Consider the following 13,778-nt stretch of genomic DNA (forward strand, 5'->3'; position numbering starts at 1 on the left):
CGCCATGAACCTGCCGGGCTGGTCGTCCTCTTTGGAAACAAGAAGCGGCAGCTTGCCCATAGCAAAAAAAGCGCTTTGGCTTCCGGGCCAAAACGCTTTTTTATTACTCCAACCTCTTTATTTAGCCAAGGCTTTTTCCAAATCCTTGACGCCGTTGTAGATCAAATCGAACAAGTCGTCGATGTTGCCTTCCTCGATGCAAGAGAAGGCGATGCGCAGATCGGTTTGGCCGAGGGCGATTGTGCCTACGCCGTATTGATCCAGGAGATGCTGGCGGAGTGTTTCCGCATCGACGGTTTTCAGCTTGAGGCACATGAAGTAGCCGGAGTTGAACGGATAGTAGCTCCACGCGTCGTCGTATTTTCCGCTGTCGAGCAACTGCTTCACGCGGTTGGCGCGGCCTTTCATGATTTCGTACTTCTCCTGCTTCTGCGCCTTGAACTCCGGAGAGGTGAGGGCGTGCAGGACGAACGTTTGCGATGGGTGCGCTCCGCTGGAGATCGTGGCGCGGATGATGCCCAACGTCTTTTGTTCCAGGGCGGCCAAAAGGTCGCTGGAAGGAGCGGCGTATGTGATGAAGCCCACGCGGAAGCCCCACACGTACTCTTCCTTGGTCGCTCCGTCGACTTTTACAGGAAGAATGCGCGGATGCACGTTGTAGAGGCTTGGGAAAAGCGACTCGTGCAGGGAGTCTTCAAAGAACAGGCCAAAGTACGCATCGTCTGTCACCGCTACGATGTTGATGCCAGCTTCTGCGCCTTCCTTGAGAGCTGCGACGATTTGACGGCCTTCCTCTGCGCCGGGCGTATAGCCTGTCGGGTTGTTCGGGAAGTTCAGGACGACAATCGCCTTTCCTTTATCTTTTTGCGCCAGGATCGCATCGCGCAATCCGGTGGCATTAAATTTCATTTCGTCGTTATACAATGGATAGTAGACCATTTCGGCACCACGGCGGATGGAGAAGGTCAGCTCGTAGTTTTCCCAGTTCTTGTCCGGGATAATCACGCTGTCTCCGCTGTCTGCGAACAGGTCGGCCACGATGCTGAGCCCGTGCGTCAGAGCGTTGGTGACGATCGGGTTGCTGAAGGAATAGTTTGCCAGAGCAGGTTGTTCCTCGATCATTTTTTGCCGCCATGCTGCGCGCAACTCAGGCTTTCCGGCAGGAGGAGCGTACTCATACAAATCTTTTGGCTGGAAGGCAGACAGGTTGTCTTGAATCACCTTCAGATGCATAGGTTGTCCGTTTTCCAGCGCGATGCCGATGGTGGCGTTGTATTTTTTCGCTTTTGCTTTCGCTTCAGCCGATTGGCTCAGGATGCCCTCTTTTGGAAAGTAAATCAGCTTGCCGATGTTGGACAGCATGTCAAAAACGTGTGGATTTTCCCGCTGAATCGTGTCATTCAGCTGTGATGCCAGTGAATGCATGGTAGCCTCCCTCTTCCTTTGGAACATCTGTTTATCATCATCAATAAAGATAGCGCATCTACATGCATTTGTCATCTAGCAGGCGGGGATTTTTCAGATTTTTGCACGGATTCCTTTGACAAGGAACGAAAAGCTTTGCTACGGTGTAAGCACATATAGGGGCAGGGGGGATTGTACGATGGCAGAACGGACGATCGTACGACTTGGCGATCCGTTTTTGCGCGAAAGGTCACGACGAATTTCATCCATGACTCCTCATACAGAAATGATCGCGGAAGACATGAAGCAGACGCTTTACGCGAAAAAAGGACGGGCCGGACTGTCGGCCGTACAGATCGGCGTACCGCTGCGGCTGATTGTCATTGACTGCGGCAGCGGCCTGATCGAGCTGATTAACCCCGAAATTGTGGAAATGAGCGGCGTGCAGGTTGGCCCGGAGGCTTGCCTGTCCATCCCCGGCGTCGTCGGAATTGTCAGCCGCTCGCGCTACGTCAAAGTGAAGTCGCAAAACCGCAGGGGCGAGCCGACCGTGCTGGAAGCGGAAGATTTTCTCGCCCGCTGCGTGCAGCATGAAATCGACCATCTCGAAGGCGTTTTGTTCATCGACCACGTCGAAGCTCTGTACTCTGCCAAAACCGGAAAGCCGCTCAGGCAAAAGGAAGCCAACGCCATTTTGGCCTACAGAAGAGAGACGTACCGCAAAGCATAGAAACCGTTTGGCGACAGCAAGGAGAATGACAAATGAAGCGTTGGAACATCGTACTGACAGGATTCGGAACAGTAGGCAAGCAGATTGCGCGGCTTCTTGCGCAGCGCCAGGACAGGTACCGCAAGCTGTACCAGGCAGACGTCCGGCTGGTGGGGGTCGCCAGGTCGGCTTGTGCGCTCTACGATCCTGAAGGGCTTGCAAACGAACAGATTGAGTCGTTGACGCAGTCCAAGCAGCCCGCTCATCCGGCATGGAAGGCAGAAAAGTGGCTGTCGACCGTAGCAGCGGACGTGCTGATCGAGGCAGGCCCGTCTGATGCCCGGACAGGGGGGCCAGGGCTTCGCTACATCCGTCAGGCGCTTGCAGGCGGCATGCACGCGATCGCCGTGTCCAAAGGCGCGCTCGTCGTCGACTACGCCGGCTTGTCTGCCCTGGCGAAAGCAAAAGGCGTGCAGTTAAAAATCAGCGGCGCAACAGCGGCCGCCCTGCCGACGATCGACCTGTTCAGCTACAATCTCGCGGGCTGTGAAATCAAGCATGTGGAAGGCATTTTTACCGGAACGACCAACTTTGTCTTGACAAGCGTCATGGAGGAAGGCGTCACGAGCGAGGAAGCGATTCGCCGGGCGCAGCAAATGGGCATCGCCGAGCCGGACCCGACCTACGACATCGACGGCTGGGATACGGCCTCGAAAATCGCGATTTTGGCCAACGCCGTGTTCGACGCCAGGCTGAAGCTCTCCGATATCCCGCGGGCGAGCGTTCGCGACCTGTCTCCCGCCCAAATCGCCGAGTGGAAACGCGCCGGACGGGTGCCGAAGCTGATCGGCACGATCCGGCCGACAGCAGACGGCGTAGCGGCAGCGGTTGAGCTTGTCGCAGTCGATGCGATGCATCCTTTTGCCCAAGTAAAAGGGACGACGAAAGCGATCCGCGTGGAAACAGACGTCATGGGCGAACTGATGGTCGTGGGCGGGAAGTCGGACCCGGCAGCAGCGGCGGCGGCAGCACTGAAAGACCTGGAACATATCATGAGTAGACACGGCGCTGTCTGACAGCGGCAGCTTCCTTGCGCCGCTTTCCAGCGATCGGCAGGAATGACCCGGTTTGTTTTTCGCGCATACTAGGGACGTACCACGAACAAATAGCGGCGAGGGGGCCATACGGATGAATCAATCGTCTGATGTCAATGCCGAACTGCAGCAAGTTTCTGCCTATCCAACGAAGCAGAAGATGAACCAGAAGGAAGTCGCTCTGTTTGACGAGCAGGAAGGCTGCGGCTGCACCCCCAAAGCGAAAAACGCGGCAAATACGGAGCAAGGATAGCTCCACACGAAAAAAGCCGGGCCTCTTTGGAAAAAGAGTACCCGGCTTTCGTGTACAGGGAAAGACGTTCTTAGCCGATAAATTCCTGAACCCAGTAACCGTTGGTGTAGCCGACACCGATTTTGGTGAAGGCCGGGTTCATGATGTTTTTGCGGTGGCCTTCGCTGTTCATCCACTGCGTCATCACTTCTTGCGGACTGCGTTGACCCATGGCGATGTTCTCGCCTGCGGTCATGTAGGAAATGCCGAATTGCTTCATCATGTCAAACGGAGAACCGTACGTTGGGCTGGTGTGGTCAAAGTAGTTGTTGTTCGACATATCGGCTGCTTTCGCCAGAGCGACTTTGGACAGGGCAGCATCCATCGTTACAGGCGCCAGACCTGCTTTGGCGCGTTCCTGGTTGACCAGATCAGCAACCTGCTTGGCAAAGTCGCCAGCCTGTGCCTGGTTCGCCGGAGCAGCCGGCTTTGTGACGTTCTGTACTGGCTTTGCTGGTGCTTGTGGCGCTTGTTGCACCGGCTTTTGTACGGGCTGCTTTTGTACAGGCGCCTGATTTACTGGCGCGGCAGGCTGTTGTGGCTGTGCGCTAGGTGCAAATGGAAGCTGACCCATATATGGAATCCATTGATACTGGATTTGGTATTGTATGCCAGTTGGTACCGGGCAATTGGCTGCAGCAGATGCAGATGGGGTAAAGCCGGTCAAAGCCAAGCCCAATCCCAGAGTCATCGCGATGGCAGTAGCTCCAAAACGTTTCATATTCAACATCGTCTCCTTTTTTTGGCCTACGAGGTTAGTTGTCGGATTCGGATTGAGGAAACAACCCTACGCTCCTTCGAGCGATTCACCCCTTAGTGGATGCGTGACCCACAAAAAGATCCCCCGCACTTCCATTCGTGAGGAAGCTTCGGCTTATTGGTTTGGCATGACCCAGAATATCAGACTATCCCACCCGAAATAAAGAAGTAATATCTGCCAAACCGCTGGAAACGCTGGCGCTACTGGGCTTATTCGCCCTCGCTCTCCGGCTCGTTCCACGCTGTCAGTCCGCCGAGCAGCGCTTTTGCCTCGTATCCGTGCTCGCGCAGCAGAGCAGCCGCTTTTTGCGCTTTGTTGCCCGACGTACAGACCGTGATGACCTGTGCTTTTCGCGCCACGGATTCTGTTTCTTCATCTAAGGGCTTGTCACGTTCGAGCATGTGCACATAGGGAACGTTTTTGGTTGCGGCCAATTCGCTGGTGAGCGTTCCGTTCCGGAATTTTGCCTCGTCGCGGACGTCAAGGATGAGTACAGGTGTCTGTTTTTCCAGCAACTCGATTACTTCCTGTTTCGTCCAGATGTTTTTTTGCATTCGCAATCCCTCCCGAGCCTATTGTAGCAGTTGCCTTTCTGATAGAGTAGTAGTAAATGGTTGATTTTTACGGTCTGGTTATGGTAAAATGATAATGCTACTTGAATACTTGAGCCTAAATCTTCGAGGTGTATGCTGATGGATAACGTTTTTGAAATCCCGATTCACACTGGCGCGGTCATCGGAGCCGCAAGGATGGAAGAGAGGAAGGGCTTTCGTCGTTTTAGGTTTTCAAAAAGTTTTGGTTTTAACATGGCAGTTCCGTCCTATGACACTTTCATTTTAGCGAAGTAGATCAACTTCACATATCATGAAGGCGTATCGCGATCTCGCTCTGGGGTATTTCTTCATGATATGTGAGCTTTATTTGCTTCGGTAAATATGACTAGCATATTCAAATTGACTTTTGGAGGTTTTCTCATGCAAGCGAACGGAACAGTAAAATGGTTTAACGCAGAAAAAGGTTACGGCTTCATTCAAGTAGAAGGCGGAGACGACGTATTCGTACACTACAGCGCAATCCAAGGCGACGGCTTCAAAACTTTGGAAGAAGGCCAGCGCGTTGAGTTCAACATCGTAACAGGCAACCGCGGTCCTCAAGCTGAGAACGTAGTAAAACTGTAAGTCTCCTTTATAAAAGAAACTGTCCGTCAGCGGGCAGTTTCTTTTTTTCTCGCAAGATCACGGTGTTTGACGAGCATCACCCGGTAAAAGTCGGCGTGCGCCTGGATGTGGCCGAACAGCCCGATGAACGAAGGCGGAACCGGGTCGCCAAACTGAAAGGCCGCGTTCTCGCCCGTCGCTGCGAGCTGCGCCATCAACTTCGGCAAGATTTCGTCTGTACACGCAAAAAGCAAATCGAGCTTCCCGGCGTTTTTTTCTACCAATTGCTGCCACGGCTGTCGTATAATCGAGCATGCTGCTTTTTATCACAGACCGGGAGGAGAGTGAACGAAATGGAAGACTGGCTGGTGTCGCTGCAAAAAACGGTTCCGCTTTTGCAACAGGCGGGGAGCGTGGAGGAAATCAAAAAAGGGCATTCGGCAGACCGGAAATATCGCGTCGAGTTGGCAGCAGGAGGCCCTGCTGTCTTGCGGGTAGCCAGCTACGAGCAAGCCGGGCAAAAAGAGCAGGAGTATGCGCGGTTGCAGGCGTTGCAGCCTCTGCCGATCAAAGCTTCCAGGCCGCTCGATTTTGGCGTGCGAAAAGAATGGGGCATTTGCTACATGCTCGTCTCTTACATCGAAGGAGAGGATGCGCGGGACGCACTGCCGACCTTCACGGACAGCGAGCAACAGCAGGTCGGCTTTTTGGCGGGACGGGATTTGGCCGCCATGCACCAGCTCGCGGCTCCCGCGTCGACATCGCCATGGGCAGAGCGCTGTGTGCAAAAGCATCGCATGTATGCAGCAGCCTACGCTGCCTCTGCTTCCGCGTTCAAAGACGGCGAGCGCATTCTCGCATTCATTGACCGGCACTTGCCCCTGCTGGCTGGGCGGCCGAACTGCTTTTTGCACGACGATTTTCACGTCGGAAACTTGATCGTCCGCGACCGCAGCTACGCAGGCGTGATCGACTTCAACCGCTACGACTGGGGCGACCCGGTGCATGAGTTCGTCAAGCTCGCCTTTTTCAGCAAAGAGGTGAGTGTTCCGTTTTGCAACGGCCAACTGGCGGGCTATTGGAACGGGCAGGAAATTCCCGACTCTTTCTGGACGCTGTACAACGTGTACACGGCGATGGCCATTTTCTCCTCGATCATCTGGACAGAGCGGACTGTCCCCGCGCTGCTGCCGGACATGATGAAGCGGATCCAGACGATTGTCGAGGAGCACGACGCGTTTGAAAGACGCATCCCGTCCTGGTATAGCTGAATCGAAAAAGAAAAAAGAACTATGGAATTAGAGCCATAGTTCTTTTTACAGGGAAAGCGAGAATTACAGGCAGCCATCGACTTCTATGGTGAGCAGTTGGCTAGGCAGAACAGACAGGCCGTTGACTTGACCGCCGCCGATAGAAGTACGGCCATACGTGGTCAGAAGGACATTTTCACGGTTGCCGTTGCGGCCGACAGTCAGGCGCACTTCGTAGTGGTTCGTTGCAACGACAGTCGCGTTCAGCGCAACCCGTGTGTTTGCGGCGAGCGTTTGTGTGACGTCGAGCAGTGAACCTACCGGATTGGTTTGTGTGACCGCTGTGCCCCAGTTCAGCACTTGCACACGCACCTCCACTGGCTCGTCATTGAGGTTGACCAAGTCGATGTGAGCGGTAAGAGCCGTGTTCAGGTTGTTTTGCAGAATGCCAGTCGTGTAAACAGTTGTTCTCCTTGGTCTTCCACCCCCTCGGTCGCTGGTGCTTTCAAACTCCATTTCAGACATCCCAGATCACTCCATTTCTTGTTGTTTAACTAATGGGACAATACTACAATATTAAGTCTTGTCTCCTTTTGTAACGGCGAACGTAAGGGGACAAGTAACCATTTCTGATAGAAAGCGGTGGAATGGATGAGCGAAGCTTCCATATTTAAACAGCTAGACTATACGGCGCGGTTTGAATGGGGATATGAAGGGGTAGAACAGTTGGCGCCCCAGTCAGACATCGTCGTCATGATAGATGTGCTGTCGTTTTGCACCTGTGTGGATGTCGTGTGCGGGCGCGGTGGGATCGTCTATCCGTACCGCATGCGAGACGAGACGGCAGCGCTTTACGCGCGGGAAAAAGGAGCACTGCTCGCCGGGAAACGCGGAGAGCCAGTGTCGCTCTCTCCGGCGTGTCTCGCGACGATTCCAGCCGGGAGCAAACTCGTCCTGCCTTCCCCCAACGGTTCGACCTGCACTGTGCTGGCGCAGCAAAGCGGAGCCGTGGTCGTCGCAGGCTGCTTGCGAAATGCAGCGGCGGTAGCTCGCTTCATCAACGCGCACAAAGGAACCGTGAGCGTGATCGCCTGCGGAGAAAGATGGCCCAACGGCGCCCTGCGTCCTGCCATCGAAGACATGCTGGCCGCAGGCGCGATCCTCGACGGATTAAGCGGCTACCAGCTCTCCTGCGAAGCGCAAATGGCGGTCGCCGCATTCCGGGCGGCCAACGAGCAGCTTGCTGCCGTCCTCGCGGAAAGCGGCTCTGGACGCGAGCTTGCCGCAAAAGGATATCCGCAGGATGTTCAGATCGCAGCCGAATGGAACCGCAGCCAGACCGTTCCGCTACTGGGAAAAGACGGCGGGTACGTTGCCGCTTCTTCTGCTCTCGGTTCAGCGCCGGGCTTTTTCGCATAAAGACTCCCTTTTTCGGAAACCATTTCTCATGATCGAGTGAGAAACTGGACAGGGAGGATGAACATGGAAGAATCGAAGAACAGCACACAGGGCAGGTCAACCGAGGAAGAGCTGCTGACCAATCGGCAGGGCCATCCGATCACAGACAACCAAAATATGCGCACAGTAGGCAATCGCGGTCCTACCGTTCTGGAAAACTATGATTTTCTGGAAAAAATTACGCATTTCGACCGTGAGCGAATACCGGAGCGGGTCGTGCACGGGCGTGGCGCAGGCGCACACGGATACTTCGAGGCGTACGGAACGGTCGGGGATGAGCCGGTTGCGAAGTACACGAGAGCGAAGCTGTTTGCGGAGCGCGGCAAAAAAACGCCTGTGTTCGTCCGTTTTTCGACCGTCATTCACGGCACGCACTCGCCTGAGACTTTGCGCGATCCGCGCGGCTTTGCCGTGAAGTTTTACACGGAGGACGGGAACTGGGATCTGGTAGGGAACAATCTGAAAGTCTTCTTCATTCGCGATGCGATGAAGTTTCCTGATCTCGTCCACGCGTTCAAGCCAGACCCGGTGACGAACATTCAGGACGTCGAACGCATTTTTGACTTCATTTCCAATACGCCTGAAGCGATGCACATGATTACGTTTCTGTTCTCCCCGTGGGGCATCCCGGCGAACTACCGGCAGATGCAAGGATCCGGCGTCAATACGTACAAATGGGTGAATCAAAAGGGCGAAGCGGTGCTGGTCAAGTACCATTGGCAGCCGCTTGCGCAAGGGATCAAAAACTTGACGCAAAAAGAAGCCGAGGAAATTCAGGGGAAAAACTTCAATCACGCGACACAGGACCTGTACGAAGCGATCGAACGGGGAGACTATCCGGAATGGGAGCTGTGCGTGCAAATCATGAGCGATGACGAGCATCCCGAGCTTGATTTTGATCCGCTTGATCCGACGAAGCTGTGGCCGGAGGAGCAATTTCCGTTTTTGCCTGTTGGAAAAATGGTGTTGAACAAAAATCCGGAAAACTACTTTGCCGAAGTAGAACAGGTCGCGTTTGGCACAGGCGTGCTCGTCGACGGCCTGGACTTCTCGGACGACAAGCTGCTGCAAGGCAGAACGTTTTCCTATTCCGACACGCAGCGCTATCGGGTGGGAGCCAACTATTTGCAGTTGCCGATCAACGCGCCGAAAAAGCACGTCGCCACCAACCAGGAAGGCGGGCAGATGCTGTACCGCGTCGACCGCAAGCAGCCGCACATCAACTACGAGCCGTCCACGATCGGCGGTTTGCACGAGGCCAAACAGTCCGCTCCCGACCATCAACCAGAGGTCGCGGGCAAGATCGTCCGGCAAAAAATCGACCGCACCAACGATTTCAAACAGGCTGGCGAACGGTACCGGCTCATGGAAGACTGGGAAAAAGACGACCTGATCGCCAATTTGACCGATGCTCTCCTGTCCTGTGACCGGCGCATCCAGGAGAAGATGCTCGATTACTTTTTCCAGTGCGACGAAGAGTACGGCTCCCGGGTGAAGCAAGGAATCGAGCAAGGTCGCCGGAACCGGGACAACGGCCACGGCGGACCGATGGGAGCGACCAATCCCGGCGCTGGCGTGCGTCAGGCCGAACAGGATGGACATCCGGCGGAGCCGTATTGATCGCTTGAATAAAGGCCATCAGAGCCAGAAAACAGCGCCTGACCCCTTTGCGTGTGCCGATTGGCTGCAAAGGGGTTGGCTTTTTCCCTCTCCTGCCGTACCCTTTTGCGCGAGGAAGCAAAAAGGCTGCTTGCACAGTCGCCCTTTTTCCGTTATTCGAACGGTTCCGCTTTCAAGCTCATTCTCGTAGCCTTTCGCATGATGGTGGAAGTGCCACAGGAAAATATAGGATTAGACTAAAGTTATTGAACCTGTGCGGTTTTTGAATAGTAAAATCAGCAGTCGCTATAAAAAAGTGGTAGATTGACCGCGTAAAAGAAACAGCGGCGGACTAGGACTCAAAAATAAAGGCTGAGACTGCCGCTGTTTTTTGAGCGAGCGGTTTTCGGTTGTTCAATGGCAAGGTTGAACGAAAAAAGCAATGGTTCTTTCCAGCGCTGCGCGGCAATCTGTTAGCAGAATCGTAACTTGCGGGAGGCCGTGAAGGCTGCTTCTTTAGTTCTTGCTGCCGTCTACTTTTACTGGTCGCGCAGGTGCGTCGCCAGATTGTCGAGCGTACCAGACCAACCGTCGTACACATACTGATCGCCGGGGTGACCAGCGAATCCGCGCAGGTGGAAGATCATCTCGGTGCGCTCGCCCTGTGCGGTAAGGGTCAGGGTCACGACAGGGGTGCCCTCGACGGGATCATCGGGGGAACCCCAGGTGAAGACGAGCCGTTCGAAAGGAATGACGTCAAGGAACACACCCCCGGTGTGATACTCCTGGCCGGTCTGCTTATTGACCATAGTATAGCGGTAGCGTCCGCCTTCGCGGACGTCGAAGGAGATAGACTCTAGCGGCGTTGAAGGGAGCCAGGCGGCGAGATCGTTCTTCTCGGTCCAGGCGCGCCATACGAGCTCGCGGCGGGCATTCAGGGTGCGGACGATGGTGAACTCCGGTGCAGATGCGGTCATGTTCATTGTTCCTCCTTTTTGGTCATGGACTTGAGGGGAAATTCCAGTGCGTCGAAATGCTTGTTCCAGGCTAAGGATGCTGCTCCTGCCCGTTAGTTGAGCGCCGCCACCTGAGTCTACTCTATGTTATTTTTCAGTCTACAACTTAATTTCCCCAGTCTGATGCTTTATTTTCACAGAACAGGAAGTGCATGGTAGATTCGGCGCACGCCTTGAAATTCTCTCTATTACCTAGCTTTAAAAACCGAACAAATGTTCTGATTCGATTCTATCATAAATGGAAATTTCCCACAATCTGTGCAAGAGAAAACTTTTCAAAAACTTGTGTTGGAAAAAGGTAACTTTTGCCGCCACCGCACGTCTAACCAGTTGATTTTCCTCTAAATCCCAATAGTGGTGGTGGAACGGGCAATGTGGAACGGCAATCACGCAAAAGCATGGCTGTGCAGCAGTTTGGCGTTGGTGCTCGCAGTCTCAGGAAGCGTGCAAGCGCAACAGCTATCTGCGCAAACAGCTCCTGCGCAAAAACAGGCTATTGGCAGTAAAACAGCAGCGGAAAAAGCAAGGCAGGTGCCGATGAAAGCGTGCGGGGAGGACGAGCAAAAAGCCGGGCAAAAGAAGCCTGCTGCAAACTCCCTGGCGTCCCTCGATGAAGCTTCCGCCTCGCCTCTGTCCGGCATCCGGAAAATTGCCACGGGCGTTATTTTCGATGAAGCCGGGTACGGCTGGCGTCCGGGCATTTCCTATGCGATCGACCAGGCAGGTAACGCGTGGCGCTGGGGCGTGCAGGCAGGCCAGTGGCTGGATTTTCCGCAAAAGCTCGCAGGCATCGAGAACGTCAAGGAGGTCACATGGGGCTACGCTCTGACGAATGCGGGTGAGGTATGGCGGCTGGGTGAGCAGGCGCAGCCGGAAAAAATCGCGGGGCTCGATCACATCCGCTCGATCCGCGAGCTAATCGGAAACGAAGAGATACTTGCCCTGTTAAAAGACGACGGGACCGTGTGGACGCTCAAGCAGGGAGAGCGACAGCCGCGGCGATTGGGGTCGTTTGCCAAAGTCAGCGCGCTCTACGGCTCGGCCTTCTCCCTGTTTTTGCAAGAGGAAAGCGGCAAGCTGTTTTATTTGGACGGAAAGCGACAGGAGCTGAAAGCCGAGCTTACCCATGTCGTGGATGTACCTGGAGCGGTGAAGCAAATCGCGCTCGATTATTCGGATCGGGCTATGATCCAGACCGCAAATGACGAGGTTTACCTCTTTAATGCGAAGGAGAAAACGTGGACGCGGGCGCCGCGCGAAGCCGAGGAGGCAGTCAAGATGGCGGTTGGCGGAGACGGGCTGTACCTGTTCAGCAAAAAGGACGGCACGCTCTGGGGCTGGGGCCACAACACGCTGGGGATGCTCGGCGAGCAGTACCCGGATCGGGTCGAGCTGCCTGTCCGGATTGCCGACCTGACCGATATTGTCGATGTGCAGGCAGGCACCGATCACATCCTCGCCTTGCAAAAATCCGGCCACGTCTTTTCCTGGGGAAGCAATATGACAGGCCAGTTGGGCAGAATGCCGCGCCTTTTCACGGAGTGGACCGAGATCGGCGAGCTGAAGGACGTAAGGCAAATCGCAACCGGACTTGGCCAGCCTTATTTTGTGCGCAAGGACGGCACGGTTTGGGGGATCGACGAGCAGCGGCAGCCTTACCAGGTGGCAGGGCCGAAAAATGTCCAGACGATTGACAGCGTGTTGAATGCGGCAGTCACGCTGGATACGGCGGGCCATGTACAGCTTTGGACCGATCAGTTCGGCACGTGCCAGACGTTGGCGCTGCCGGGCACTGTCAAAGATGTGGTCGCTGGGGAAGAACGACTGCTGCTGCGCCTGGCGGATGACGGCCTGTTCGCCGTAGAACTGCGCCATGAGCTGGTCGAGAAAAACGGCGTCTACGTGCCCGCCAACATCACGGTCGGCGAGATGGAAGCTGCGCAGATCGACCCGGCCGTGGCAGCGCGCATTGCCAAGCTGTACGCCAACGCTTACCTGTTTTTCGCCACAACCAAAGAGGGCGAGGTGCTGTACGCCGAGCAAACTGCCAGGCAGCCCTCGTTTCAAAGCGTACCTGGCGTAAAAGGCGTGCGGGAGCTGGCTCCGCAATATTTTGTACGCTACACGGCCGACCCGCTTTCCGTATGGGCTTTATCCGATGCGGGCGCGGTCCGCGAGCTGCAATTTCAACTGGACCGCCACAAAGACGAATGGAACATCGCGCAAGTCAGCGTGGCAGGGGAAGCGGAGGAAGGGATCGCCTTTGCCAGCGGCCGGCTGCGCATCACGAAGGACGGGCAATTGTATGAAAAAGACTGGAGTCCGCTTGTGAAAAAACAGATTCCTCGCCCTGTCCGCCTGGTAGCGTCCACGTACGACTACGCCATCGAGGGACCCGGATCGCACTATCATGTCATCGTCACGGAAGATGACAAAGTAGTCGTCCTCGGCTATAACCCGTTTGAAAAAAGCTCGCTTCAGCCGCAACTGGTCCAGACCAAAGCGAAACCATAACCTAATAGGAAAAAACTCACGCCCGGATTGTGGGGCGTGAGCGTCGCGCGCAGGGGAGATTATTTGCCCCTGTGCTTTTCTTTTGCCTTTTGCACTTTTCGCTGCCATTTTTGCTCCAGGCGTTCGAGCTTTTGCTTGCGCCCGGCCACCTTTTTTTCGGCCTTGCGCGTTTCCCATTCCAGCTTGATCGCTTCCTGGGCATAGGTCGAGGGGCCTTTTGTGCGCAACTCTTTGGCAACTTGACGGGCCAGCCGCTTCGGATTGACTTTGGTCGGAACGGCTTCTTGCACTTCCACGGACGCTTTCCGATTGTCCAGTCCAGGCAACAGCCGATGCAGGACAAAATCGAGCACTTCGCCGTCTTTTGGCTCCGCCATCTATCATAGGGGATGGTGTCTTTGCTGGCAAAATGCCGCAATGCGGGAAAACAGCTATCCATTGTCACGAACGGTCACGGACCGCAGGCAGCGGAGGCTGGCCCTGCATTTTCTGCAAGTAGACGGCCATGATGAAACCGAGGCAGAT

General features: G+C 55.1%; 15 protein-coding genes and 1 riboswitch. Of the genes, 8 read left to right on the top strand and 7 right to left on the bottom strand.

All coding sequences use genetic code 11. The features are described 5' to 3' along the window. Positions 1 to 117: 117 nt before the first annotated feature. Positions 118 to 1,425 carry an aminotransferase class I/II-fold pyridoxal phosphate-dependent enzyme gene (locus tag BA6348_RS14845; RefSeq protein WP_007782104.1) on the bottom strand — a complete coding sequence of 436 codons (1,308 nt, stop codon included), beginning with the start codon at positions 1,423 to 1,425 and terminating at the stop codon, positions 118 to 120. A gap of 178 nt (positions 1,426 to 1,603) precedes the next feature. Here BA6348_RS14845 and def point away from each other — a divergent pair, with 178 nt between their 5' ends. The 3 genes from def (at position 1,604) to BA6348_RS26760 (ending at position 3,460) form a co-directional block, all read left to right on the top strand. Next, complete coding sequence (def, locus tag BA6348_RS14850; RefSeq protein ID WP_122952756.1) at positions 1,604 to 2,134, top strand: peptide deformylase; 531 nt, start codon at positions 1,604 to 1,606, stop codon at positions 2,132 to 2,134. 32 nt (positions 2,135 to 2,166) lie between these two features. Continuing rightward, positions 2,167 to 3,189, top strand: a complete 1,023-nt coding sequence (locus tag BA6348_RS14855) for a hypothetical protein (protein ID WP_005828695.1) — start codon at positions 2,167 to 2,169, stop codon at positions 3,187 to 3,189. A 112-nt stretch (positions 3,190 to 3,301) separates the two neighbouring features. Further along, the gene (locus BA6348_RS26760; protein ID WP_007782111.1) at positions 3,302 to 3,460 is read left to right on the top strand and encodes a hypothetical protein; all 159 of its coding nucleotides are present in this window, start codon (positions 3,302 to 3,304) and stop codon (positions 3,458 to 3,460) included. Between the two features lie 70 nt (positions 3,461 to 3,530). Here the strand turns inward: BA6348_RS26760 and BA6348_RS14860 are convergent, their stop codons facing one another. Together BA6348_RS14860 and BA6348_RS14865 are read right to left on the bottom strand one after the other, a co-directional pair. Next, complete coding sequence (locus BA6348_RS14860) at positions 3,531 to 4,220, bottom strand: CAP domain-containing protein (protein WP_122952757.1); 690 nt, start codon at positions 4,218 to 4,220, stop codon at positions 3,531 to 3,533. 8 nt (positions 4,221 to 4,228) lie between these two features. Next, a riboswitch (cyclic di-AMP (ydaO/yuaA leader) is annotated at positions 4,229 to 4,384 on the bottom strand. A gap of 84 nt (positions 4,385 to 4,468) precedes the next feature. Next, on the bottom strand, positions 4,469 to 4,813 hold the full coding sequence (locus BA6348_RS14865) for a rhodanese-like domain-containing protein (RefSeq protein ID WP_005828690.1): 345 nt from the start codon (positions 4,811 to 4,813) through the stop codon (positions 4,469 to 4,471). A gap of 420 nt (positions 4,814 to 5,233) precedes the next feature. Between BA6348_RS14865 and BA6348_RS14870 the strand changes: the two genes are divergently transcribed. Beyond that, positions 5,234 to 5,437, top strand: a complete 204-nt coding sequence (locus BA6348_RS14870) for a cold-shock protein (RefSeq protein WP_005828688.1) — start codon at positions 5,234 to 5,236, stop codon at positions 5,435 to 5,437. Positions 5,438 to 5,463: 26 nt separating this feature from the next. Here the strand turns inward: BA6348_RS14870 and BA6348_RS14875 are convergent, their stop codons facing one another. After that, on the bottom strand, positions 5,464 to 5,670 hold the full coding sequence (locus BA6348_RS14875; protein WP_129552200.1) for a hypothetical protein: 207 nt from the start codon (positions 5,668 to 5,670) through the stop codon (positions 5,464 to 5,466). 99 nt (positions 5,671 to 5,769) lie between these two features. Here BA6348_RS14875 and BA6348_RS14880 point away from each other — a divergent pair, with 99 nt between their 5' ends. Continuing rightward, positions 5,770 to 6,687 (top strand): phosphotransferase family protein, encoded by a 918-nt coding sequence (locus BA6348_RS14880; protein WP_122952758.1) that lies wholly within the window; start codon positions 5,770 to 5,772, stop codon positions 6,685 to 6,687. A 63-nt stretch (positions 6,688 to 6,750) separates the two neighbouring features. Here BA6348_RS14880 and BA6348_RS14885 read toward each other — a convergent pair whose 3' ends face one another. Next, complete coding sequence (locus tag BA6348_RS14885; protein WP_005828682.1) at positions 6,751 to 7,191, bottom strand: hypothetical protein; 441 nt, start codon at positions 7,189 to 7,191, stop codon at positions 6,751 to 6,753. A 126-nt stretch (positions 7,192 to 7,317) separates the two neighbouring features. On the opposite strand from BA6348_RS14885, the gene BA6348_RS14890 reads away from it, so the two are divergent. Then, positions 7,318 to 8,085 (top strand): 2-phosphosulfolactate phosphatase, encoded by a 768-nt coding sequence (locus tag BA6348_RS14890; RefSeq protein ID WP_122952759.1) that lies wholly within the window; start codon positions 7,318 to 7,320, stop codon positions 8,083 to 8,085. A 63-nt stretch (positions 8,086 to 8,148) separates the two neighbouring features. Then, a complete protein-coding gene (locus BA6348_RS14895) occupies positions 8,149 to 9,744 on the top strand; it encodes a catalase (protein WP_122952760.1) in 1,596 nt (531 codons plus the stop codon). 518 nt (positions 9,745 to 10,262) lie between these two features. Here the strand turns inward: BA6348_RS14895 and BA6348_RS14900 are convergent. Next, positions 10,263 to 10,700 (bottom strand): SRPBCC family protein, encoded by a 438-nt coding sequence (locus BA6348_RS14900; protein ID WP_051353884.1) that lies wholly within the window; start codon positions 10,698 to 10,700, stop codon positions 10,263 to 10,265. A 411-nt stretch (positions 10,701 to 11,111) separates the two neighbouring features. Between BA6348_RS14900 and BA6348_RS14905 the strand changes: the two genes are divergently transcribed. After that, a complete protein-coding gene (locus tag BA6348_RS14905) occupies positions 11,112 to 13,253 on the top strand; it encodes an RCC1 domain-containing protein (RefSeq protein WP_122952761.1) in 2,142 nt (713 codons plus the stop codon). A 59-nt stretch (positions 13,254 to 13,312) separates the two neighbouring features. Here BA6348_RS14905 and BA6348_RS14910 read toward each other — a convergent pair whose 3' ends face one another. Further along, entirely contained in the window at positions 13,313 to 13,630 is a 318-nt protein-coding gene (locus tag BA6348_RS14910) for a DUF2992 family protein (protein WP_026557227.1), read from the bottom strand. Between the last annotated feature and the right edge of the window lie 148 nt (positions 13,631 to 13,778).

Source organism: Brevibacillus agri (genome assembly GCF_004117055.1).
Classification (GTDB): domain Bacteria; phylum Bacillota; class Bacilli; order Brevibacillales; family Brevibacillaceae; genus Brevibacillus; species Brevibacillus agri.